Origin of the sequence: Cochleicola gelatinilyticus (genome assembly GCF_001637325.1) — a bacterium.
GTDB classification, from domain to species: Bacteria; Bacteroidota; Bacteroidia; order Flavobacteriales; family Flavobacteriaceae; genus Cochleicola; species Cochleicola gelatinilyticus.
Map to the genome: position 1 here is coordinate 312,469 of NZ_LRXL01000026.1, position 25,121 is coordinate 337,589.

At 35.3% G+C, this 25,121-nt stretch carries 21 protein-coding genes and 1 pseudogene; 7 read left to right on the plus strand and 15 right to left on the minus strand.

Annotated features, from left to right (window positions below):
* Window positions 1-7 precede the first annotated feature (7 nt).
* From ULVI_RS03395 to ULVI_RS03405, 3 genes are all read right to left on the minus strand, one after another.
* On the minus strand, window positions 8-829 hold the full coding sequence (locus ULVI_RS03395) for a DNA/RNA non-specific endonuclease (protein ID WP_068589787.1): 822 nt from the start codon (window positions 827-829) through the stop codon (window positions 8-10).
* 9 nt (window positions 830-838) lie between these two features.
* The gene (locus ULVI_RS03400) at window positions 839-1,945 is read right to left on the minus strand and encodes an ABC transporter permease (RefSeq protein ID WP_068589789.1); all 1,107 of its coding nucleotides are present in this window, start codon (window positions 1,943-1,945) and stop codon (window positions 839-841) included.
* Window positions 1,946-2,019: 74 nt separating this feature from the next.
* Window positions 2,020-4,152, minus strand: coding sequence for a carboxy terminal-processing peptidase (locus ULVI_RS03405; protein ID WP_068591346.1), 2,133 nt, complete (start codon window positions 4,150-4,152; stop codon window positions 2,020-2,022).
* Window positions 4,153-4,398: 246 nt separating this feature from the next.
* On the opposite strand from ULVI_RS03405, the gene surE reads away from it, so the two are divergent.
* From surE to lpxB, 3 genes are read left to right on the plus strand one after another with little or no spacing between them, the layout of a single operon-like run.
* Complete coding sequence (gene surE / locus ULVI_RS03410) at window positions 4,399-5,178, plus strand: 5'/3'-nucleotidase SurE (protein WP_068589791.1); 780 nt, start codon at window positions 4,399-4,401, stop codon at window positions 5,176-5,178.
* Complete coding sequence (locus ULVI_RS03415) at window positions 5,175-5,453, plus strand: hypothetical protein (RefSeq protein WP_317039820.1); 279 nt, start codon at window positions 5,175-5,177, stop codon at window positions 5,451-5,453. Before surE ends, ULVI_RS03415 begins: the two co-directional genes overlap by 4 nt.
* Window positions 5,454-5,455: 2 nt before the next feature.
* Window positions 5,456-6,568: a lipid-A-disaccharide synthase gene (gene lpxB, locus ULVI_RS03420; RefSeq protein ID WP_068589792.1), complete on the plus strand. Its 1,113-nt coding sequence runs from the start codon at window positions 5,456-5,458 to the stop codon at window positions 6,566-6,568.
* Window positions 6,569-6,726: 158 nt separating this feature from the next.
* On the opposite strand, the gene ULVI_RS03425 is transcribed toward lpxB, so the two are convergent.
* Both ULVI_RS03425 and ULVI_RS03430 read right to left on the minus strand, forming a co-directional pair.
* Window positions 6,727-6,936, minus strand: coding sequence for a helix-turn-helix transcriptional regulator (locus ULVI_RS03425; RefSeq protein ID WP_068589793.1), 210 nt, complete (start codon window positions 6,934-6,936; stop codon window positions 6,727-6,729).
* Entirely contained in the window at window positions 6,933-7,382 is a 450-nt protein-coding gene (locus ULVI_RS03430; protein WP_068589795.1) for a hypothetical protein, read from the minus strand. The genes ULVI_RS03425 and ULVI_RS03430 overlap by 4 nt, the downstream gene beginning before the upstream one ends.
* Window positions 7,383-7,581: 199 nt before the next feature.
* Between ULVI_RS03430 and ULVI_RS03435 the strand changes: the two genes are divergently transcribed.
* Complete coding sequence (locus ULVI_RS03435; RefSeq protein ID WP_068589797.1) at window positions 7,582-8,079, plus strand: C40 family peptidase; 498 nt, start codon at window positions 7,582-7,584, stop codon at window positions 8,077-8,079.
* A gap of 116 nt (window positions 8,080-8,195) precedes the next feature.
* Window positions 8,196-10,241, plus strand: a complete 2,046-nt coding sequence (locus ULVI_RS03440) for a ComEC/Rec2 family competence protein (RefSeq protein WP_197463476.1) — start codon at window positions 8,196-8,198, stop codon at window positions 10,239-10,241.
* 21 nt (window positions 10,242-10,262) lie between these two features.
* Here the strand turns inward: ULVI_RS03440 and ULVI_RS03445 are convergent, their stop codons facing one another.
* From ULVI_RS03445 to ULVI_RS03455, 3 genes are all read right to left on the minus strand, one after another.
* Window positions 10,263-10,802 (minus strand): thioredoxin family protein, encoded by a 540-nt coding sequence (locus ULVI_RS03445; RefSeq protein WP_068589798.1) that lies wholly within the window; start codon window positions 10,800-10,802, stop codon window positions 10,263-10,265.
* 83 nt (window positions 10,803-10,885) lie between these two features.
* Window positions 10,886-12,472: a peptide MFS transporter gene (locus ULVI_RS03450; protein ID WP_068589800.1), complete on the minus strand. Its 1,587-nt coding sequence runs from the start codon at window positions 12,470-12,472 to the stop codon at window positions 10,886-10,888.
* 30 nt (window positions 12,473-12,502) lie between these two features.
* Window positions 12,503-14,713, minus strand: coding sequence for a S9 family peptidase (locus ULVI_RS03455; RefSeq protein ID WP_068589802.1), 2,211 nt, complete (start codon window positions 14,711-14,713; stop codon window positions 12,503-12,505).
* 219 nt (window positions 14,714-14,932) lie between these two features.
* On the opposite strand from ULVI_RS03455, the pseudogene ULVI_RS03460 reads away from it, so the two are divergent.
* A pseudogene (locus ULVI_RS03460) lies at window positions 14,933-16,258 on the plus strand (hydroxymethylglutaryl-CoA reductase, degradative); the annotation flags it as partial.
* Window positions 16,259-16,260: 2 nt separating this feature from the next.
* Window positions 16,261-17,208, plus strand: coding sequence for a GYDIA family GHMP kinase (locus ULVI_RS03465; protein ID WP_068589806.1), 948 nt, complete (start codon window positions 16,261-16,263; stop codon window positions 17,206-17,208).
* Window positions 17,209-17,293: 85 nt separating this feature from the next.
* Here ULVI_RS03465 and ULVI_RS03470 read toward each other — a convergent pair whose 3' ends face one another.
* The 7 genes from ULVI_RS03470 to ULVI_RS03500 form a co-directional block, all read right to left on the minus strand.
* Window positions 17,294-19,399: a peptidylprolyl isomerase gene (locus ULVI_RS03470; RefSeq protein WP_068589808.1), complete on the minus strand. Its 2,106-nt coding sequence runs from the start codon at window positions 19,397-19,399 to the stop codon at window positions 17,294-17,296.
* Between the two features lie 192 nt (window positions 19,400-19,591).
* Window positions 19,592-20,845 carry a hemolysin family protein gene (locus ULVI_RS03475; RefSeq protein WP_068589811.1) on the minus strand — a complete coding sequence of 418 codons (1,254 nt, stop codon included), beginning with the start codon at window positions 20,843-20,845 and terminating at the stop codon, window positions 19,592-19,594.
* Between the two features lie 35 nt (window positions 20,846-20,880).
* On the minus strand, window positions 20,881-21,078 hold the full coding sequence (locus tag ULVI_RS03480; protein ID WP_068589812.1) for a hypothetical protein: 198 nt from the start codon (window positions 21,076-21,078) through the stop codon (window positions 20,881-20,883).
* Window positions 21,068-21,643: an LPS export ABC transporter periplasmic protein LptC gene (gene lptC / locus ULVI_RS03485; RefSeq protein WP_068589814.1), complete on the minus strand. Its 576-nt coding sequence runs from the start codon at window positions 21,641-21,643 to the stop codon at window positions 21,068-21,070. Before lptC ends, ULVI_RS03480 begins: the two co-directional genes overlap by 11 nt.
* Window positions 21,644-21,645: 2 nt before the next feature.
* Window positions 21,646-23,010 carry a tetratricopeptide repeat protein gene (locus ULVI_RS03490; RefSeq protein WP_068589815.1) on the minus strand — a complete coding sequence of 455 codons (1,365 nt, stop codon included), beginning with the start codon at window positions 23,008-23,010 and terminating at the stop codon, window positions 21,646-21,648.
* Between the two features lie 20 nt (window positions 23,011-23,030).
* Window positions 23,031-24,278 (minus strand): hypothetical protein, encoded by a 1,248-nt coding sequence (locus ULVI_RS03495; RefSeq protein WP_068589817.1) that lies wholly within the window; start codon window positions 24,276-24,278, stop codon window positions 23,031-23,033.
* Window positions 24,278-25,006, minus strand: a complete 729-nt coding sequence (locus ULVI_RS03500; RefSeq protein WP_068589819.1) for a type III pantothenate kinase — start codon at window positions 25,004-25,006, stop codon at window positions 24,278-24,280. The genes ULVI_RS03495 and ULVI_RS03500 overlap by 1 nt, the downstream gene beginning before the upstream one ends.
* Window positions 25,007-25,121: the final 115 nt, after the last annotated feature.

Genomic DNA, 25,121 nt, shown 5'->3' on the forward strand with positions numbered 1-25,121 from the left:
ATAGACACTAATTTCTCTTTCCCCATGCCTGTATATCGATCGTAGATTCAAGTTTTTTTTCTATTTTTTCTGATAGCTTCGGAAAGAAATCGATGCCTGTTTTAGCTTCAATTACATCAATGGACACTACGTAATCGTAGAATGATTGGTTCGTAGGCTGATTGGGAATTAAAAATGCGATTGTTTTATAGTTTCCGTGAGACACATCTAGAACTATTTTATAAAATTCTTCAGGAACTGAAACATTTTCGTAACCAATCCCTTTTAGTCCGTTGTTTAGCACCCCCCCAGTGACTACATATACACCATCATACTTTTCAGCCCAATATCTTGTTTTTTGCTCGAGATAATTCCAAACTCCAGAATTGAATTCATGATTTTGAGGACTAATATTACTGGTTAAAAAAGTTTCATGAAAGGCATCGTACGAAAAACCACGATCTCCTGCTGGGCATAAATGTCCACGATCGTAGCCTGATTTTTTGTAATTACGCCAGTCGGCAGATTTAGTCGTTACATCTCGGTCTTCCACAAAATAAGGTCTTTTAAAGTCATTTTTTCGAAAATGTGATTTGTCTAAAGAATAAGCTACCCATTCGGCTTGTTCATGTGCTTCAGAATAGGATAGTGTATAATATACATGTTCCACAATGGCTCCTGTCGTAGAGGTTGGCAGGAAAGAGCTATTAAATTCCGAAGAAATAGTTGTTTTATTTTCCTTTTCAATATCGGGATAGTGTTCGTTCTCTCTATCAACATATTGTTCTGCATAATACAAACCAGCGGTTATGAGCACAATTAAAATTGGGTAAAGGTATTTTCTATTCATAGGGACAAATTAAGTATTCCGTACATCTAAGGCATCTCGTAAAGCATTTCCAATGAGCATAAATGCAGTTACCAAACTCATAATGGCGATTCCAGGAATAATCGCTAAAAAAGGTTTTCCTAAGATTATATAAGAATAATGATCTTTAATAATACCACCCCAACTCGGCATTGGTGGTTGCGCCCCGATTCCTAAAAAACTTAGGCCACTTTCAATAAGAATCGCTCCGGCAAAATTTGCTGCGCTAATAATTATCACTGGCGCCATTGCGTTAGGAAGTATATGCTTGGTAATAATTCTAAAATCGGTATATCCTAATGCTCGTGCCGCAGTTACATACTGCATTCTTTTTACACTCATAACCTGCCCTCTTACCACTCGCGCTACTTCTACCCACATGGTCAACCCAACTGCAATAAACACCTGCCAAAACCCTTTACCTAAGGCGAGCGTAATCGCTATTACTAAAAGCAAGGTAGGAATAGACCAAGTCACATTTATTATCCACATTATAGCAGCATCAATCTTACCCCCAAAATAACCTCCTATTGCACCCAATGTTATACCTATTACTAGCGAAATAAACACCGCCACAAAACCAATAGATAGAGAAATTCTAATACCAATAAGCATACGACTTAAAAGATCTCTTCCATATTTATCGGTTCCTAAATGAAATGTACGCTGAGTTATATATTGCTTCGGAATTTCCGTTACTGTTTGTGCATTAGGAAATAAGCTAAGCGCATATTCTTTTTCAAGCCCCTCCATATCATCGGCTGTGTACTCTGTAATCTCAATTGCTTGTTTCTTTAACTTATATTGTGTGATCGGGATCTCTGTGGCAGTGTTTTTTTTTCCGAAGAAAAAATCGGTTATCCCATTACCCTCATCTACAGCCGAAGGTATTGTCAACATGGTAACCTGAAATCCTGGCTTTTTTGAATGAATAGACAAATGCATCTGATTTGCATTTTGAGAATCGTCTGGGGCAATAGCATATGCAAAAATCGCAACAAGTAAACAGGCTACTAAAAAACAAAAACTAAAAACGCCCCAAAAGTTTTTCTTAAACTTTTGGAGCGCAATTTTTGTCAATGAGGTTGCTTTTTTCACCTCGTAAATGTACTTAAAATATCGAGGAAGGAAAAGTTGCGGATTACAAATACCGAGTACTTTACCAAGCTATTCTAATTTTTAAGATTTGCTACTTTAGATGCCTTAATGTTATTTAATTTTAAGTCTTCTAATACATGTATCGCTTCTTCAACATAAATATCTTTAGATAAGTTTTTATGCCACCTTTTACGCTTTTCTCGCAATGTTGTATCCTGTTTCATTAATGCGATTTCGGCAGGTAAAGAAGTGTAATTTAATTTATTATCGTATTCGTCGATAGCATCAAATTTCTTAGTTTCATTTTTTCTGCGATCGATTTCTGCTGTGTAATTATTAAAGTTTAAATCCACTTCAAGTTCATCTCGACGATCTTTTATATATCGTGCATTTTCATCAATTAAAGATAGCTGCTCACTTTTTTTCATGCGCTCTTTACTCTTTTCTATAGTTTGCTGAAAATCCACATATCCGTCCCATATCTCATAATCGGCAGGTTCAATTTTATCGTAAGGTAACGGATTGTCATAATCACGTTCTCCAATTTCTATGTAGCTATAACGATCTGGCATTACCACATCACTTTTAACACCTTCCAATTGTGTAGAACCACCATTAACTCGGTAAAATTTTTGAGTGGTCATTTTTAACGCTCCCATATCTCCAAGGTCACTTTGACGTATCCATTGGTTTAGATCGATCACATTTTGTACCGTTCCTTTTCCATAAGTTTGAGCACTTCCAATAATTATTGCACGTTTATAATCCTGCATAGCTGCTGCTAAAATTTCTGAAGCAGAAGCAGATAATTCGTTTACTAAGATTACTAAGGGACCATCCCAAACTACCTCATCACTTTCATCTTCTAAAACTTCTTTATTAGTTCCATTTGAGGCTACTTGCACTACAGGCCCTTTCTTAATAAAAAGTCCCGCAATATCTATTGCCGTTCTTAAGGATCCACCACCGTTGTTTCTAAGATCTAACACTAGACCTTCCATCCCCTCTTCTTTAAGGCGAACTATTTCTTTTTTAACATCGCTTGCTGCATTTCGTTCTTTGTAATTTTCCATGTCAAAATAAAACTGAGGCAAATTAATTAAGCCAAAATTTCTCTCTCCAGTATTAATTAACGTAGATTTTGCGTAGGTCTCTTCTAATTCTACCACATCTCTTGTGATCGTTTCTTCATCGATCGTGCCATCCACTCGCTTTACAGTAAGTGTTACTTTAGTACCTTTTGGCCCTTTTATAAACTTAATAGCATCATCGATTCGCATACCAACAATACTCACAGCTTCATCTTCATCTTCTTGTTGTACTTTTAGCAATACATCTCCAACTTCTAGATGCTCGCCTCTCCAAACGGGACCACCACTAATAACTTCAACTACATTGATATAGTCGTTCTTTTTTTGAAGACGCGCTCCAATACCTTCCAGCTTACCCGACATGCGTAAATCGAAACGATCACGATCTGGTGGAGCGAAATAATTGGTATGAGGGTCGAACTCCTCAACAACAGTATTTAAAAAGATTGCGAAATAATCTTTGCGTTCAAGATCCTTCGTAAAGTCAAAATATTCTTTCAAAGAAGTTTGTGTTTGTTCCCTCGATTTATTTTCTAATTCGGTAGAAGTAAGAGGGGTGTGGTCTTCTTCGGTATCCGCTTTAGTTTTTTCTTCTTCAATAAGATCATAATACGACGATATAGTAGAAAATTTAAGCTGTTGTCTCCAACGTTCTTCTCGCTCTGCTTGTGTTGCTGCAAAGGCCATATGGTCATAATCTACGTTAATAGATTCATTTACTGTATAATCAAAAGGTGTTTCAAGTACTTTTGCATACATTCCTTTTACTTCTTCCAATCGTTTTTCAAAACGTTCGTACACATAATTGAAAAAAGTAATGTCCTTTTCTTTTAGCTGATCATCGATATCATATTTAAATTGTTCGAAATCGGCAATATCTGAAGCAAGAAAATACCTCTTTATAGGATCCAGTCCATCGATAAAATTAGTATATACCCCTTCAGAAAACTCATCGTTTAAATCTTTAGAATCATAGTGACCACGCTGCAATACATGAGTAATAAGGTCTACCAGAAGTTTATCTTTATCGGGGTCATTAAATTCTTTAGTAGTAAAACTACAAGAGGCTGCGGCTACAAAAACCGCAAGGAATAATATTTTAAAATTCTTTTTCATAATTCGCATAGCAATCATCTTAAATTTGAGTCTTCTAAAGTATATAAAAAACTGTGCCAATAAACCTTATCGATACTAATTTTTTGTTAAACCAAAATAAGCAAAACAAAGTAATTGACTAGATAACTTTCAGAAAAATGGTTTATTGTATTATTTCTTCGGAAAATAAACTCGTAATTATTAATAGTTTTCCGAATATGGCATTCAAAATTAATAGCCGTATTTTAGCTGTTTGAAAATTTAAAAATGGCAAAGAAAAGACCCCTTATATTAGTGACCAATGATGACGGAATCACCGCACCAGGTATTCGCGCCCTAATCGAAGTAATGAATACTATTGGAGATGTATATGTTGTCGCTCCCGATGCCCCCCAAAGTGCAATGGGTCACGCAATTACTATTAACGACACCCTGTATTGCAACAAATTGAAAGTAACCAAAGACGAACCACAACAAGAATATAGTTGCAGTGGAACTCCAGTTGATTGTGTTAAACTTGCTGTGAACGAAATTTTAAAACGAAAACCTGATCTTTGTGTAAGTGGCGTAAATCATGGGAGTAATTCTTCAATCAATGTAATTTACAGTGGAACCATGAGTGCCGCAGTAGAAGCAGGAACATTGGGAATTCCTTCAATCGGTTTCTCTTTACTTGATTATTCGCTCGAAGCAGACTTCGAACCTGCAAAAAAATATATTAAATTACTAGTTAATCAATGTATCGAAAACGGATTGCCAAAAGGAGTGGTTCTTAATGTAAATATTCCAAAGTTATCCGCAAAAGAGATTAAGGGAGTCAAAGTATGTCGACAGGCCAATGCACATTGGGAAGAAAAATTTGACAAACGCACCAATCCTTTAGGACGAGATTATTATTGGCTTACGGGCGAGTTTGTAAATAATGACAAAGGAGAAGACACCGACGAATGGGCACTTGCTAATGGATTCGTATCTGTGGTTCCTGTGCAATTTGACCTAACAGCGCATCACGCAATTAAAGACATTAACACTTGGGAGTTATCATGAAGAAAGAATTACTCATCGGATTTCTAATTGGTATTGCGGCCAACATTGCCGGGAGCTATTTGTATATCTTTTTCTTTTCTGAATATACCCTAGAAACTACGCTCCAAATTGCGCTAGAAGAAGATGTTCTTGGAAATATTATTGCATTGGGAGCTGTATTAACGTTATGCGCTTTTTTTATTTTTCTGAAAAAAAATCAGATATACAGAGCTCGAGGTGCTGTTTTTGCTGTAATCTTAGCATCGATCATTGTCCTTATTTCTAAATTCTACTGAAAATGAAATACTACCTCATAGCCGGAGAGGCTTCCGGAGATTTACACGGAGCCAACTTAATGAAAGCTTTAAAGCGTCAAGACGCTAAAGCAAACTTTCGGTATTGGGGCGGAGATTTAATGGAACAACAAGGAGGCACGCAAGTAAAACACTACCGAGATCTCGCTTTTATGGGTTTTGTAGAAGTGCTTTTTAATTTACGTACGATTCTAAAAAATATTTCAATCTGTAAAAAAGACATTGAAAGCTTTCAGCCTGACGTGATCATTTTTATTGATTACCCTGGTTTTAACCTGCGTATTGCAGAATGGGCAAAGAAAGAAGGGTTTAAAACACATTACTATATTTCTCCACAGATTTGGGCATGGAAAGAAAATCGTATAAAAAAGATAAAACGTGATGTGGATAGCATGTATGTAATTCTACCCTTTGAAAAAGAATTCTATGAAAACAAACATGATTTTCCCGTTCATTTTGTAGGACACCCGCTCCTAGATGAAATTTCGAACCGAGAACAAGTCGACCCTACTACATTTAAAGAAAAGCATGGCTTAGACGAACGTCCCATTATTGCGTTACTCCCGGGAAGTAGAAAACAAGAAATCTCAAAAATGCTAGAAGTGATGCTTTCGGTAGTTGAAGATTTTTCCGATTATCAATTTGTGATTGCTGGAGCCCCTAGCCAAGAAGCCGATTTCTATGCACCTTTTATTAAGAAACAAAACGTGCATTTGCTCCTCAACAAGACATACGACCTGTTGAGTGTCTCGTTTGCAGCATTGGTTACTTCGGGAACAGCAACACTAGAAACAGGTCTTTTTAAAGTACCACAAGTAGTCTGTTATAAAGGAAGTCGTATTTCGTATGAAATTGCTAAACGTGTAATTAATTTAAAATACATTTCATTAGTAAATCTTATTCTAGATAAAGAAGTCGTAACCGAGCTCATTCAAACCGATTTCAATAAAAAACGGCTTAAAAAAGAACTCAAGAATATTCTTGATCCTTATCAACGTGCTACATTATTTTTAGACTATTACGATCTTGAAAATAAGTTAGGTGGTAAAGGTGCTAGTGAAAAAACTGCGACGTTAATTGTAGAAGCTTTGAAATAAGGAGAAATGGGAAAAAAAATAATACATAATGCCCCTTAAACTGGCAAAGTAACATCTATTTCTTTTTAAAATATTAAACTCAATTTAGACCTTATAAGCTGCGTAAAAGGATGTACACCACTACAGATATTAATTTCTGGCAACTAGTATACATTTCTTTAAGAAGGCATTTCACTTTCTTCCAATATAAAAATCTCATTTACAGGTTTACCGAACAAATGTGAAAGCTTTAATGAAAGTACCGTTGAAGGAACATATCTATTTTTTTCGATCGAGCTTATCGTTTGTCGAGAGACTCCTATTTTATTAGCAAGTTCATCTTGTGTAAGCTCAAGTATTGCCCTTTCAATTTTTAATCGATTTTTCATTTATTCATTCGTTTTAAGAATTCAAAATAAAAAACCTGCACACTTAACAGAATCCATAATATTTCCCAATCTCCAACACCTTCAAAATGTTCAGCTTGCTTTTCTGAAATTAAATTAGAAATATAATTAAACAAAGGGTTTGTTAATAGCGTAATAATTACACCCGCAATAAATGCAAAGGTATACGATTGCATTCTAAGCGAAGTAACCAATTCATCCTCTATTTTTTCTTTGGAAATGGATATCAACAATAAACCTACAAGTATCCCATATTTGGCTGTTAGCTTTAAGTCGATATTCTCGATTGAAAATTTATTCACAATTAAAACAACCAGAGACAGTATAATGATTCCTACACCAATTTTCTTGAATATATTCGGAAGCTGGTATCGCTTCATATTTACGAGACTTTTTCTTTCACATTCCATAAATGACTTTACATTCATAATAGTATAATTTTAATAAAACAAGTATTCTTTACACAAATATAAATATATTTTACATTTTGACAAATAAACTTTACATTTATGTATTTATATCTTTATTTACAGAACGCATAAATGTAGTTAATGATTAAAAATTTAGGAAACGACACCTCCCAATTAGAAGGAAATTTTTATAATTTTAGAACGTTATAAAACCTACATGAAAAAACTACTTCTATTAGCACTTTTCCCGATATTTTTAGCCTCTTGCGGAAGCTCACGCCGTATTCCCAATAAAACTGTAAATAAGCCCGATAAGGTGTTAATTTCGAATAACACGGTTGAAAAAGTAGTGGATCACGCAAAGCGTTTTGAAGGTACCCGTTATAAATTTGGAGGTACTACTAAAAAAGGAATGGATTGTTCTGGCCTAGTATATACTGCCTTTAAAGAAGAAGATATTATAATGCCCCGTATTTCTAGGGATATGGCAAAGCGAGGCATTCGCATTTCGCTTCGAGAAACCAACGAGGGGGATTTAGTATTCTTTCAAACCAATAAAAACCGTAAAGTTATAAATCATGTAGGACTTGTAGTAGAAAACAAACGCGGCGAAATTTTCTTTATCCATTCCACTACTTCCCGGGGTGTTATAATTTCTTCTCTTGAAGAAAATTATTGGAAAAGTGCTTTTATAGAAGCTAGAAGAGTTATTTAACACATCGATAAAGTACGCTAAATTCTTTTGAATTTATTCTAAAAATGTAGAATGTAAGTTTTCTAAAAAAATTGTACATTTAAATTCCTCCCCTGTTGGCCTTCTAAATGCCAACCATGCAATTTATAAATACAGCAATAGTAAAATTTTCAGTGTTTCTCACCTTAGGAATTCTGACAGGACATTATTTTTCGTCACCTAATACGTGGGTAGTATTTGCTATTCCTATTCTATTTATAGTTCTCTTTTTCTTTTGGTGGATTGCACGAAGACAATTAATTCAACATATTTACTTCGGAATTTTCTCTTACGCCTGTTTCTTCGGAATAGGTTATTTTCATTATCACCTTCGCCTCCCAGAATTTCAACCAAAGCATTTTTCTCAACATCTTATTGAAAATGCTTCCCGCTCTTCTGAAGCTTCTTCCACGCTTCTACAATTAAAAATCATTGAAACATTAAAACCAAATCGGTATAGCCAAAAATATATTGCTCAAGTAATAGTAACTAACAAACAAAGTACCCAAGGTAAAGTGTTGCTCTCAATAAAACAAGACACTGTACCATACTTATTACTTGCAGACGCTATTATTTTAGTGCCAGTTAAAGTTAAAGCACTTACAAAACCTTTAAACCCTTTTCAATTTAATTATGGTGCCTATCTAAGAACTTTAGGAATTTCACATCAAGTTTCTATCGAATCAGCTTCAATTTTAAAACAAAGAAAAGGAAGCTTTAGTTTAAGAGGACAGGCCTCGAAATTTCGATTATACTTAATTAAACAATTAAAAAAGACACCTATATCGGAAGACGCAAGAGGAATACTACAAGCGTTAGTTTTAGGAGAAAAAAGTGATATTTCGGAAGATCTACGTTCTGATTATGCTGCGGCGGGAGCAATTCATATTCTGGCAGTTTCTGGATTACATGTAGGCATATTGTATGCTATTTTATTTTTTATATCTAATCCATTACGGCGAATTAGATTTGGAAAAGGAGTTCAAATAAGTGTTATAATTCTTTGTTTATGGGGGTTTGCTTTTATCACAGGGCTTTCTCCTTCTGTAACCCGAGCAGTAACAATGTTCACATTTTTTGCTCTGGCAAAAACTTTAGATCGACCCACCCAAACAATAAATACATTGTTTCTATCTTATTTTGTGTTGCTAGCCATAAATCCGTTATGGCTATTTCAAGTGGGGTTTCAATTAAGTTATTTGGCTGTACTTTTTATAGTATTAGTACATCCTCTTTTAAAAAGATTTTACCAACCCCGTTTTTATTTAGATCGTTTACTATGGAATATCTTTACAGTCTCTATTGCTGCCCAGCTTGGAGTTCTACCCCTAACCTTATATTATTTTCATCAGTTTCCTAGTCTCTTTTTTATTACAAGTTTAGTTATCCTTCCGTTTTTGGGATTTATATTGTGTTTTGGGATTATAGTGGTGGTACTTGCTGCCTTCGAACTTCTTTTTGAAAAGCTAGCAATCTGGTACAGTACTCTCATAGAATACATGAATAAGGTTATAAGTATTATAGCACATCAAGAACATTTCATTTTTACCGACATAAGCTTTCCTGGGACATATGTAATTGCATTTTATTTATTGATAACAAGTCTAATTGCAATAGGGTATCGTATTACGTATTATCGAATACAACTTTGTTTATTTAGCACTATAATAGTTTTAGGAGTTCTCATATTCGAAAAATATAGTTCTGCTTCAAATAGTTTAATAATTTTTCATAAGCACGCAAAAACACTTATAGCCTATAAATCTGGAGATAAATTGAAAGTTTTCAGTAGTGACACAATGCTTCAAAAGAATTTAAATCCTGTTAAAGACTATAGAATCGAGGCTTTTATTTCAAGGTATTCAGAAGAACCACTTCCAAAGCAATTTCAGTATAACAATATGCACGTTCAAGTAATAGATAGTACGGGTATTTATTTAAAACGAATAAAAAATTCAATCGTACTTTTAATCGATAGTCCAAAAATACATTTGGAACGACTTATTGATTCCTTGCAACCAAAGTTTATAATTGCTGATGGGAGCAACTATAATTCGTATGTGAATCGTTGGCGAAACACATGTAACATAAAAAAGCTCCCCTTTTACCATACTGGCAGTAAGGGAGCTTTTATCGCAGAGTAGCGAAACACTTAACTAAAAACCCTACTCGTTGAATGTGTTCTTAAAATTCGCTTGATATTCTTCCCAGTCTTCAACTGTGTTAACAGCTAGATAATCATCCTTAGCGATCATTTTTAAGTATATTTCTAATTGTTGTGGTGTTCGATATCCGGTAATGGGCTGAATTAACGTTCCATCTTCTTTAAAGAAAACCATGCTAGGATAGCCTCTTAATTTTAATGCATCTGCAAAGAAATGAGTTGCATTTCGTCCCTTTCTACCCTCTTGGTAATTAGGATTGGTATATGTAAAATCTTCAAAAACGACTTCTTCGGTTCCTTCGGCATTAAATTTAACTGCGTAAAAATTTTCATTTACATACGCAATAACATCTTTGTTGCTAAAAGTATTTTTGTCGAGCATTTTACACGGTCCACACCAAACCGTATAAACATCCATAAATATTTTCTTGGGAACCTTTTTTTGAGCTTCTAAAGCTTCATTCATGGTTATCCAATTAATCTTTTGAGCTGTGATTGTTCCTGCCATGCATAAGACAAGAAGTAGTAGTATTCTTTTCATAGTATATTATTGAGTGTAACCACTTAAAACAAAAAACGTTCCACAATAATGGGAACGTTTTTTTTTTAAATGTATTGTATGACTTATCGAATACCGTGCATCATACGAATTAGTGTTCTGTTTAAAATTAACATTACTACACCTGCTCCGATAGGTATAAGTGTAAATATCATAAAGAATGTTGTCATCCCATATTCTTCTACAATTGGATCGATATAACTACCAGTAACACCTGCAGTAAGGTTTGCGATGAAGTTCGCTACGAACCACACTCCAAACATTAATCCAACCAATTTTACTGGTGCTAGTTTACTTACATACGATAATCCTACTGGAGACACGCATAGTTCTCCCAATGTATGGAATAAATAAGCTAGAATTAAGAAGATCATGCTTACAGATGCGGTTTTAGCTCCTAATGGTATTCCCATAGACCCATACGCAAGTATTCCAAATCCGAGTCCTACAAGAATTAATCCAATTGCAAATTTAACCGGACCTGATGGATTTAGTCTACTCTGCCATATTTTTGAAAATAACGGTGCAAAAGCAATGATAAAGAAGGAATTTAAAATACCAAACCAAGATGCAGGTACTTCTGCACTTTCGGCTACGAATTCTCTTTGAAGCATCCAAATAACAATTCCCCAAATTATAACAAAGCTTGTTCCTAACAGGATATTTGATAAAGCGTATTTAGAAAAAGTTTGTTTAAAAAGCATTATAAGAACCCAGCTAATAATTAACATAGGTATTACAGTTAATAACGTGTTGAATATCTTAAAAATTAATGCTCCATTATCCACTAAAACACGGTCGGTATAATCGGCTGCAAAAATGGTCATCGATCCACCTGCCTGCTCAAACGCCCACCAGAAGAATACAGTAAAGAAGGCGAACACTCCAATCACAATTAATCTGTCACGAGTAACTTTCGATCTTTTGGCATCATCCATAGTATCTTCAATAGCGTCCTCAGTTTTTTCAAGAGAATCTTCTAAAGCATCAAAATCTTTAGTTCCTGCAGGTGAAAGTCCGATTCTCCCAAAGATTTTTTGAGCGAAATAAAATTGTAACATTCCGAAGAACATAAATACCCCAGCTAATCCAAAACCGTAATGCCATCCTACTTTCTCTCCTATGTATCCGCATAAAAGAATTCCTAAAAAGGCTCCAGCATTAATACCCATATAAAATATGGTGTACCCAGCATCTTTTTCTTTTCCTTGGTTTTTATATAGTTGACCAACCATCGAAGAGATATTCGGTTTAAATAGTCCATTTCCAACAATTAGTAAACCGAGTCCGATGAAGAAAAAAGGATCTGAAAAAACTTCAAGTGCCATAGAAGCGTGGCCTAAAGTCATTAGTAGGGCTCCAGCGATCACCGCATTTCGATACCCCATGATTTTATCTGCAATTAATCCTCCTAAAATTGGAGTTACGTAAACAAGCCCTGTGTACCATGCATATAAGACTAAAGCATCTGCTCTATCCCAGCCCCATCCTTCATCAAGTATAGATGCTACTAAAAAGAGTACGAGTAAGGCACGCATTCCATAATATGAGAAACGTTCCCACATTTCCGTGAAGAACAATACAAATAGTCCCGAAGGATGTCCTAGTACGGTTTTTTGATTCGTTTCTGAACCTCCAAATTTAAATTCCATATAGTTAAGTGTTAATTAGTAAAGAGTTGTTTATTTTTTAGTTTCTGTCATGACAGGTTGAGATTCTCCTAATGTATCATAAACAAAATTGGTCAATTTTTTAAATAAGTGCAGGCGAGTGTTTCCTCCGTAAATTCCATGATTTTTATCTGGATAGATCGCCCAATCGAATTGCTTGTCAGCTTGAACCAAAGCTTCTACTAAACGCATTGTATTCTGTACATGCACATTATCGTCTGCACTTCCATGGACTAATAAGAAGTCCCCTTCAAGTTTTTCAACATGCGAAATTGGTGAATTATTATCATACCCTGTAGCATTCTCCTGTGGAGTTGTCATGTATCGTTCTGTGTAAATGGTATCGTAGAATCTCCAACTAGTTACTGGTGCTACTGCAATTGCCATAGAAAAAGTGTCTGCTCCTTGAAATAAACAATTTGACGCCATAAAACCACCATAACTCCATCCCCATATACCAATTCTGTTTGCATCGATAAAAGGTAGCGCTCCTAATTTTTTAGCCGCTGCTATCTGATCTTCTACTTCGTATTTCCCAAGTTCTTTTTGAGTCATTTTTTTAAAATCACGCCCTTTCAATCCGGTACCACGACCGTCTACACAAGCAATTACATATCCTTCTTGTGCGAGCATCTGGTGCCAGTAATCGTTTGCTCCATTCCAGCGATTCGCTACATTCTGAGACCCAGGTCCAGAATATTGATACATAAATAAAGGATATGATTTATTAGGATCGAAATTTTTGGGTTTAATCATGTACATATTCAACTCGTTCCCATTTACCGTAATAGTCGAGAATTCTTTAGGTGACATGTTGTAATTTTTCAATTTAGTAACAAGGGCATCATTCGAAGCAATCTCTCTAATTTCTTTCCCATTAAGCGCGTTGTGTAAGCTAAATTTGTAAGGGGTATCTGCACTAGAAAAAGTATTGATGAAATAAGTGTAATCTGCACTAAAGGCGCCACTGTTAGACCCGGTGTTTTGAGTAAGTCTGGCTTTATTTTTGCCCGAACTTAATACAGAATACACATCACGATTTATGCTTCCGTTTTCGGTACTCTGATAATAAATACGACCAGTTTTTTGATCGAATCCATAATAATTAGTAACCTCCCAGTCTCCCTTAGTTACTTGATTTTGCAACTTTCCAGTTTTATCATATAAGTAAATATGATTCCAACCATCTTTTTCACTGGTCCAAATAAAACTATTATCATTTAAAAATGTAAGATTATCGGTAATATCAACATATGCATCATCTTTTTCTTGAAGAACTAATTTACTCGTATTAGTTTCAGCATCAACAAAGATAAGGTCTACCGTATTCTGATACCGGTTTGTTAACTGAGCACTTAAAATATTATCTTGCTTGGTCCATTGTATTCTCGGGATATAATAACTGTTGTAGTCTGAGAGACCAATGTTTGAAGTCTTTTCGGATGTCACATCATATATATGTAATGATACTTTTGCATTAGGGTCTCCCGCTTTAGGGTATTTAAAAACCTGTTGATCGGGATATAATGTTTCCTTGTACACATCCATAGAAAAACGGGGGACGTCGGTTTCATCAAACCTAATAAAAGCTAGTTTATTTCCAGCATTATTCCAATCGAAAGCACGTACAAAGCCAAATTCTTCCTCGTATACCCAATCAGTTATACCATTAATAATACTGTTTTTCTTCCCATCAAAAGTAATTTGCTTAGTTGCATCAGACTTAAGGTCTTTAATATATAAATTATTGTTATAACCATATGCTACTTTGCTTCCATTCTTATTAAAAGTAGGTTCTTGAATCTGATTTTCAGAAACCAATGTAAGGTCTTTAGACTTCAAATCATACACATAATACGTTCCTAAAGAAGAGCGTCTATAGATTTGCTCTAATTTAGTTGCTAATAATAATTTAGACTCATCATCACTAAATTCGTATGAAATAAGATAATCGATCCCTGGAAGATCATTAGAGCTCAATAATGTTCGTTCTTTTTTTCCGGTTTTATAATTATAAACATCAATAGTTGAAGCTTTCGCATCACGATCGTAATTTAATACCGAATACTCCGTACCATTTTTCAATGATCTAAGAGCATCAAGGCCTTCTGTGCGAAAAGCACCTCCGTAAATGTCGTTTAACGTAATATCTTGTTGTGCGGAAAGTATGGTGGTGGCAGTAAGAAACAGCACCAAAAATCGGGTGAGATTTTTTGTTTTCAAATTGTTACATTTTTGTTATGCCAAGTTTACTAAAATTTTCGCTAATTTCGGGTGGTTTTTGTGTTAAATGAACAGTTTTATTGGGGATAAACCCATGAATTTTGAAGCATTTTAACCCCTTTAAAGAGCAACACATTTATCCTTTCAAAGGTAAGTTACACAGCATCAATATTCGTAAATGAAATCTTATGAAGAATATGAAAATACTATCTTTGTCACTTAATAGAATATAGTATGATCGCCCCTGTAACCGGATTCTCAAAAAAAACTAAAAAAGAAAAGATAGATTGGCTGCTTTCCACCTACCTTCAAAACGACACAGAAGCATTAGCTACTTTAAAAAAGTATTGGAATAGCGACACAGCACTTCAACAATTACACGACGACTTTATAGAGAATACAATTTCAAACTACTACCTACCCTTGGGCGTCGCACCTAATTTTAAAATTAACGACAGACTATACACGTTACCCATGGTAATTGAAGAAAGCTCTGTGGTAGCAGCTGCGAGTAATGCAGCAAAATTCTGGCTTGAACGTGGCGGATTTAAAGCAAAAGTTATTGGCACAGAAAAGAACGGACAAATTCATCTTAATTTCTTCGGAAAAGAAACACTTCTAAAACATTTTTTTGAAGCTGTAAAACCGAAACTAATTGCAAGTATTGAAGCTATCCAAACAAACATGAAACGTCGAGGTGGAGGTCTACTCGATATTGTGTTAAAAAATTCTTCTGAAAAATTATCGGGATATTATCAACTGCATTGTACGTTCGAAACCTTAGATGCAATGGGAGCTAATTTTATAAACAGTTGCCTAGAAGAAATCGCCCGAACTTTCGAAACGGAAGCTACTACCTTTAAAAGTTTTTCTGAAACCGAAAAACCAGAGGTAGTATTAAGCATTCTTTCTAACTACGTACCCGAATGTTTAGTGCGAGCAGAAGTGAGTTGCCAAGTTTCACAACTCGACACCAAAGACTTTGACGGAAAAACGTTTGCGGCTAAATTTGTTCGAGCCGTAAATATTGCAAAAGCAGAACCAAGAAGAGCAGTAACCCACAATAAGGGAATTATGAATGGCATCGACGCAGTAATACTTGCCACTGGAAACGATTTCCGAGCAGTAGAAGCAGGTGTTCATGCCTATGCAGCCAAAGACGGCACATACACCAGTCTAACGCACGCTTCAGTAAAAGATGATGTGTTCACCTTCAGCATCGAAATCCCTTTAGCCCTAGGAACTGTTGGCGGACTTACATCGTTGCACCCTATGGTAAAATTTGCGTTTAACTTATTGCAATCGCCCAACGCTAAACAATTAATGGAAATTACTGCGGTCGCCGGACTTGCTCAAAATTTTGCTGCCATTCGTTCGTTAGTTACTACAGGCATTCAGAAAGGGCATATGAAAATGCATTTAATGAATATTTTAAATCAGTTGCAAACCACTTCCGAAGAAAAACAAAAAGCGGTTCAATACTTTAAAGATCACCCCATCTCTCATAGTTCTGTATTAACCTTTGTTGAATCGATGCGCAACTAATTTTGAACAAGACATTCTACAGCAACGGAAAATTATTACTCACCGGAGAGTACCTTGTGCTCGATGGTGCTACTGCTTTATCGATCCCCACTCGCTATGGGCAATCGTTAAAGATACACACTTCGGAAAGTGACCTACTTCATTGGAAAAGTTTCGACATACATAATGCTATTTGGTTTGAAGCAACATTTAAAAATAATGGTACTACCTTTCAATTACATACCTGCGCAGATACGTATCTAGAGACCGCTAAAACTCTATTGAATATATTAAATATCGCACGAAAATTAAACCCTGCTTTTCTTCAGACAAACACTGGATATCAAATTTCTACACACTTAGATTTTCCCCGTAATTGGGGTCTGGGCACTTCCTCAACTCTTATAAATAATATCGCACAGTGGGCACAGGTTGATGCTTTTACGTTGCTTCAAAAAAGCTTTGGAGGTAGTGGTTACGACATTGCTTCTGCGCAGTGTAATGCCCCCATTTTATATGAAGTAAGTGAAAATGCAAGTACCTTTAGAGAAGTGCATCTTCCTTGGGAATTTACCGATTCGCTTTTTTTTATTTATTTAAATGAAAAAAAGGACAGTAAAGAAGGAATTGCCCACTATCGGAAAACGACGGTTTCAGAAAAGCAAATTGAATACATATCTGATCTTAGCAAAAAATTATTGTTGTGTTACACACTTTCAGAATTTGAACAACTTATTGTAGCACACGAACGGGTTGTTTCAGAAATAATTGGGCTGCCAACTCTTAAAGAAAGTACATTTCCAGATTACCCGAATGTAGTAAAAAGCTTAGGAGCTTGGGGTGGTGATTTCTTTCTTGCGACAGGCACGAAAACTACCCTAAATTATTTTAGAGAAAAAGGATTTGAAACAATCGTTCCATTTTCAGAAATGATTAAAAAAGCGAGGTTAAATAATTCTCTTTTACAATAAAGACTGCCTTGCGAGGGTATTAAAATAAAAAAATCCTCTTCTAAAAAAGAAGAGGATTTTTTATGGTTTTTAACGCCTAGCCCTATTAAAAGAAGGTTGCACGATTATCATCAATCTCAGCATTTTTCTTTAAAGCACGATATACATTATTAATAACAACAGGACTTGTAGCAGTATTTAATTTATTAGTATAAGCTACGTAGTTATCTAATTTAGGAGCTTCGTTTACCGCAGTAACTCGTACTTTATATACCCCTAATTTTCCATCAATTAATCCAGTAGTTTCTCCTGCTTTTTTACCAAAAGCTGCACCTACAACTTTAGGTTCGCTTCCCGCACCTGGTATCGTTGGAGCTGCCATAGTTACCGCTGTTGCATTTTGAACAGAAACTCCTTGCGAACTTGCTATAGCTTGAAGTTCGTCTCCAGAAATACCTTCACGAATTTTCTTAGCTTTTTTCTGATTTCTTAGTATTGGAGTTACTTTAGCTGACGCCTCTGAAACACTCATTAAACCCTTTGGACTCTTGCGTGTTATCTGCGCAATTACATAACCATTAGGTACATTGAAACGCTTAACATCACCAACTTTTGCGTCTTCTCCAAATGCCCATGAAACTATTGTTCTGTTATTTCCAATACCTGGAATTGTAGCATCCATTCTTCCGATTTTATTTACTGGCCTTGGAGAAACATTTTGTGCTTTAGCAACTTCTACGAAATCTCCTTTTTGAGACGCTACTTCAAATTTTGTAGCATTCGCAAATACTTCGTTTATAGTTTTTTCTGAAGCTTCGATCTCTTTAGTAAGTTTTGCAACTTTAATTGCTTTTTGCATATTCTTTTGATCTTCCACTTTTACAACATGATATCCAAAATCTGTTTCTACAACACCAACCGTTCCGGCTTTGTTATCGATTGTAAATGCATCAAATTCTGGTACCATTCTTCCCGGTGCATTGTATCCAAGATCACCTCCTTTATCTTTATTAGATAAATCGTCTGAAAATTTTCCAGCTAATTCTGCAAATTTTGCGTCATCTCGTTTTACTACGGTAAGAATACTATCGGCTAGTTTCTTAGCATCTTCTTTAGTACGAGTCACATCTGGAGTTGCTCTTAAAGTACCTTCATAACGAATTAAAATATGCTTCGACTGAATTGAATCGGGCAATTGCTTTACCTCAAGTACTTTCGTGATGTTGTATGAGTTGTTTAATTGGTACGGTCCGTAAATTCCCCCTTTGTCTAAAGCGAAAATATTATCTGCTACTGTTGGAGGTAAGTCTTTTTTAAACCACCATCTATCAACAAAACCAGTATCTGAATTAGAATTAATGTATGCTTCATTATCTGTGGCATTTCTAAAACCAGGGATGGTATCGGTTCCTTCGATACGATCTTCTAGCAAAGAAGCCATTTCCCCTTTAAAACCATCGATGTCTGCCTGTGAAGGCTCTTCAGTAAAAGACACATACTGAATATCACGCTGTGCTTCTACTTCGAATTCTGAAGCATGATTTTTTACATATGTTTGAATCTCTTCATTACTTACCGCAACATCAGCATCTGGAATTTTTGAATAAGGAACATATACATATTCCATATTAATTTTATTGTTCTCGAAACGATATGCCTGTTCTCCATCTGCCATAGTACCACCCATTCCTGCTTTAATCATGTTGTAATAGGTAGTTTGAAGCAACGTTTGTGCAGTATTCGTTTCAAAATCCAACCATTGCTGATACAGTTGTGGTGAATTTTGTTTTACATCGGCAATATACTCCTGCATTTTTCCTTCATCGAAAAGACCTGCCTCATTTTGAAAGGTAGGATTGTTTGCTAAACTAGTTCTAAGTGCATTATTAATTTGCTCCTTTTCTACTGTTAAACCAAGTTCCTCGAATTGCTCTTCTAGCAATACGCGACGTACTTCACGCTCCCAAACAGAATTCATTGCTTGTGTTGCATTCGCATTAGGCCCTAAGTTACGTTGTTGTAACTCTACTTGCTGCATAAAATCCTCGCGTGGAAGATCTATACCATTCACTGTACCAACCGTAGTTTGGTCTTTCTGTGAAGAAAATCCGCCGTTACGAATCACGTCTGCAAGGACAAAAGAAAATAATGCCAAAGCGATAATGATGATCAAAAATACCGATCGTTGTCTAATTTTGTTTAAAACTGCCATCTGTCGTTTTTATTTAACTGCGCTTGTAAAGTATTCCTATTCAAGCGGTATGTGTTCTATATTCCCAAAAATTTGAAATTGAAGTTTCTAAATCTTTTGGGGTTTATTTTTATGTATTAAGGGGGCGAAAATACCATTTTCCTACCATTAATAAAAAAGTTAATTTGAAAAAATGAAGGAAATGCAAAAAAATTAGTCTTCGGAAGTATTTTTAACCTCGACCAATTCTATTTTTGTATTTGAAACTTCAAGAACCGTAAAGGTATACCCCTCAATTTCAACCTGTTCCCCTTGATCTGGGATTTGCTCTGTAAAGTTGACAATCATTCCTCCAAGGGTTTCATAAGTTTCACTTTCTGGAAGATTGAGTTTGTACATTTCATTGAGATAATCGACCTCCAACCGCGCGGAAAATTTAAAATGATTCTCTTTTAACTCCTCTTCAATAAGTTCGACACTATCGTGTTCGTCTTCAATTTCACCGAAGAGTTCTTCTATAATATCTTCAACCGTAATAATTCCCGAAGTCCCACCGTATTCATCTATAACTACAGCAATACTTTTTCTTTTTTTACTAAGGATATTCAATACATCTTTTGCTAACATTGTCTCAGGAACAAAATTCACTGGCATTAGTACTTTTTTTAACGATGTAGGCTTTTTAAATAATTCGAACGAATGTACATATCCCAAAATATCATCGATGTTTTCGTTGTACACAAGCACTTTTGAAAGTCCCGTATCGGTAAATAATTTCCCTAGCTCTTTAGGAGAAGTAGCAATATCTACAGCAACGATCTCTGTGCGAGGAATCATGGCTTCTCTCGATTTTACTTCAGAAAAATCTAATGCATTCTGAAAGATTTGAATCTCGGAATCCATCTCCTCATCGGTTTCCACACTGTCCATTTGTTCGCTAATGTAGTTTCCGAGTTCAATTTTACTGAAGCTTAATTGCACAATATCACCTTCAGTTTTAAAAAAGATCTTCAGAACCAGGTCTGATATCCAGATAATAAATTCAGAAATAAGAGAAAAGAACACATAGAAGAAATAGGCAGGAACCGCGAATATCTTAACAAGGTCGTTTGCATAAATCTGAAAGAAAACTTTTGGAAGAAACTCTGCCGTTAATAATATAACCAAGGTAGAGATCACGGTTTGGATTAACAATCCTGTAAATCCCTCAAAAGGAAAGTACTGAACGAGCAGATCGCCCATATAGAACCCGTAAACAACCAGCGCAATATTATTTCCCACAAGCATGGTGGCAATAAATTTTGAAGGCCGGTTGGTTATTTTTTGAAGCACACCTGCTAAGAAATTATTTTGCTTTTTTTCAATTTCTATATGAATCTTATTAGAAGAAACATATGCAATCTCCATTCCTGAAAAAAAAGCGGAAAAGAGTAAAGACAATACAATAATGATCAGGCTTACTTCCATAGATGAATTCTGAAGTTAACATTCAGAATTGTAATTTATTTTTTATAACGTTCTTCCATGTTTTTACGAAATCTTCTTTTAAAGAAAAACATGAACACAGCAACTACTGCAAAGAAAGCGAATAAATAGGCACGGGTTCTGTTTTCGTACCAGTTTGTATACACTAAATATAGAGAAAATGCTGCCATGACAAGATATGCATATTCAAAAAGTTGATAAATTTTAGTTCTCATCGTTATTTTCTTTTGTTTCTACTAGTTGAACTCCTTCGTTCTTTCGAGATAAAAAGTTAGTAAAATCTTCGTTAGAATCAAAACGAGCACCGTCGTTATAGGAGCCATCTTTAAATTTAATTCGATAGGGTTGATCTGTAAATACCCATTGATTTTTTTGATCCCAATACAATTGTTCTGCTTCTAGCACAAGACTATCGCTTGTAACTAATTTTACATTCTTGCGAAGATCTACCATATCGGTACCATCGAAACGAATGGCATAATCTGAGGTAATCGTACTTTTCTTATTGTCCTTATCCCAAAATCTTACTTCAACGCCTTCGGGAAATTCTTGGTAGGGAAATTCATAATTTGAAAAATCGAGTAATCGAGGTGCAAGTAAATTGGTTACAACCTTACCCGAGTCGGTATATTTTAAATTAATAGCAGTGCCTTCTGCAAGCGGGGCCTCATCGGCTAAGCTAAGACGTTGCTTGTCTTTATAACTTCCGTCACATGCAAAAAGCGTGATGATACTAATGAGTATCATCACGCCCTTATACATATGTTTATGAGTTTGCATTCTTATAGGTTAGGAACTCGTACGCTTCCACCAACCCAGCATCCGCTAAAGCTTACTGTCTTTCCTTGCATCCCTGCATTAAAGATATCACTTTTACTAGGAGCTCTCTGTCGGTAACTACTCGCTGCCGAACGAGCGTTTGATGCCAATGAAGGATCTACACGAGCCGCTTTGTCTGCAAATTCTGCTGCCTTCCAGTTGATAGCTCTTTTCTCGAATGGAGTAGCTCCACAACTGTTAGAACTTGAACCAATCATTTGCGCTATCTTTAAATATGCGATACCTGCAGATGGCTTAGCTTCAACTTGCTTTAAGTAATAACTTCTAGCTGAACCGTAACTTCCTTTCTTACGAAAGTTTTCAGCAATACTGTAATACACTCTAGCCTTATCGTTAGAATTTGTTTCTAAGTCGGCTGCTTGATTATAGTACTCTAAGGCTTTACTTGAGTTTCCATCTTTATCCGCTAATTTCCCTAAGTAATAAGCTGATTTTGCTGAAGGCTCTAAATTGTGTAATTGCTGCACCATTTTAAAGAACATAGGTGTATCACAATCTTTTGCACTTAATTTTCCAGCTGAGCTTTTTAACCACTGTACATCGTTCTTTTTGTTTTCAAAATCACGCTCATACATTGGGATTAAGTTAGGGCAATCGGCAAGAATTCCTAATTTACCATTCACACTCCCTTTTACTTTACTATAAGCCCCTAAGTTTGTTTCTGCAGCTTTTTTAAATTTTTGCTCCTTAGAATTTAGAGCAGTTCCTGCGTCTTCTTTTTCAATGATAGGAGTTAATCTTTTCGCAAGATCATTCTCTTCGTTCTCTAATTTTTCAATAAGAGTATCATAAAGATTAAAAACATCTTGAATATCCATTTGCCCCTCTTTTTGAAGATCTACTCCTAGAGAGAAATACGTATAAATACTTTTAGGACTTGTAAAACTTTCGCTGTCTTTTTTAAAGGCGTCATCGAAAGCTTTAAACTGCTCCATTTTAGTACCCATATCATTATCATACTTCACTTGCGCTATATCTGCTAACACATCCCCCTCTTTGGTCTTTGCTGGGAAATTTTGCAAACGCATTTGAAACGATTTAATTAGGTCATTAACTTTTGTCTTATCTCCTTTTTCTATAAAATGTTTAAACATTCGTTCAGCGTACTGATATGTAGCTAAACTATATTTAGGACATTCATTAACGACTTTTTCGTAATGAGGTAGCGCAGCTTCGTAGTTTTTTGCTTTGGCTGGTTCAACAAATAATGATAGTGTTGCTGCACAGTCATCTGGCGCTTGTGCTTTTACATTTCCACCAAGTGCACAAAACAGCATAGTGCATAGTAAAATTACTTTCGTTTTCATAATGTTAAGTGTTTATTATATTAATCTATGTATCTTTTTTCGAACCATTTGTCGTTAAGAGACAAACTTAAGAAAACATTGAAAAAATTCTCTTGTACTAAACCACTATTTGTAGTTCCTCGTTGTCCGTACTCGAAACCGAGGTTTGCATTTGAGAACAATCTTCCAACAGGTAATCCTACTCCAAAAGATATGCCAAACTCGTTAATCTCTTCGCCACGCACGGTAATTCCTGTCTCTTCCATTCTAAATCCTCCCCGATATACGATTCTTTTCGCGTAATTACCAAAAGAATTATAATTGGGGATATAATACCCACCTAACCTAATCTTTGTAGCATCATTAAATGAAACATCATCGATATCCAGAGCACGATTTGTAAAATTACTTGTCTTTTGATCTTGATACTCCAATCCAGCAAACCAGCTTTTAGGTTTTCCTATACCAACACCAATTGTATATTGTGAGGGGAATGTAAACTCGGTATCATCTACTGGAACATTTCTAACATCTGCTTCGGCAATTTGCCCAGTTCCCGTGATAACAATAGCTGCTATTTCTCGGGAATTTTCTGAAGTAAAACTTGTTTCGGGAGTATAACTCAATGAAGTTGATAGTTGCAAGTTTTCTGAAACCATCGTTTTATATTGTGCTCCAAAATTATAACTAAAACCTAAAAGGTCTGAGCGATTAGACTCTCGTGTACCAAATTCAGCATCATTAATACGAGTAAAAGAATCATTTTCAATTTTTCCGAAGTTGTAGTTTGCGTCGATACCTACACTTAATTCTGGAGTAATTTTATACCCCAAATTAATAAATGCTTTATTTAAACCACCTTCTCCTTCAAAAGTTGAAAAGCCTTCAGAGTTTTCATTTAAAACACTATATCCAACCGAACTATAAGGTATTAATCCAAAGGACCCTCCAAATTTCGGACTTAAAGGAACTCCGACAGCCAAATAATCTAAAGTTGTAGCAGAAGTTTTTTGAGAATCGCTACTAGTTTCTTGTGTAAAAGATTTATGACTCGCACCAACTGTGAAATTAACCAATCGCAAATCTGCAATAGAAGCAGGGTTTTGAAGGTTTAAGTGTATACTATCAGATAATATGCTAATCCCTCCCATGGATCTATTTTCGGCAGTTCCTTTAAATTTAGGAAGTCCAATACCATAATAAGAATAAGGTGAGGAGGTTCCTTCCTGTGCGAAAGTAGTAGCTCCTGTAATAACTATAAATACTGCAATTATAATATGTTTCAACATCAGGTATTGTTATGTTCTAATATATAAAGTAAGCCTTCTAGCAAAAAATTTGAGTTGGCAAAGATGTCATTTTTTAAGCGATCTCGCAAAAAATGTGCATCTCCTCCTGTTAAAATAACTGTTAAATCGGAATACTTAATTTTATAAGCTTCAATAAAACCATCTATTTCAAACAAAACACCATTTAAAATTCCCGAATGAATTGACGATGCTGTACTGTTCCCAACTAACATTTTAGGGACACTTGCATCTAACAACGGTAGTTTGGCGGTAAACGTATGCAATGCATTATAGCGCATACTTATCCCAGAAGAAATCGCTCCTCCTTGATATTTATTTTCTTCTGTAATAAAATCGTAAGTAATGCAAGTACCCGCATCTATAATTAAAACATTTTTTCTAGGGTATTGTACTGCAGCAGCACTTACCAATGCTATACGATCTACTCCTAATGTCGTGGGTGTACTGTAATTATTTATAAAGGGCACTTTAGTTGTATGTGATAACTCTAAAGTAGCGTAATAGTTACGCAAAATTTTATATTGGTGTTCTGAAAGATTTCCAACGGTAGAGACAATACACTGATTTATTGAAGGAAATTTTTCTGCCACATCTTTAAGTACGTCAAGAAAATCCTTTTTTATAAAAATTTTTTTCAGTTGGAGTGTCTTATTCTCAAACACTGCGACTTTTACAAGCGTATTTCCAACGTCAATTATTAACTTCATTTTATTTATTGAGAGGCTAAAAATACAACATCATTGCCATGCGCATTGTTAACGGGGTATTAAATTGAAAAAAAATATCTTGTAAAATTTCGTGTATAAATTTTGCAAAAGATAA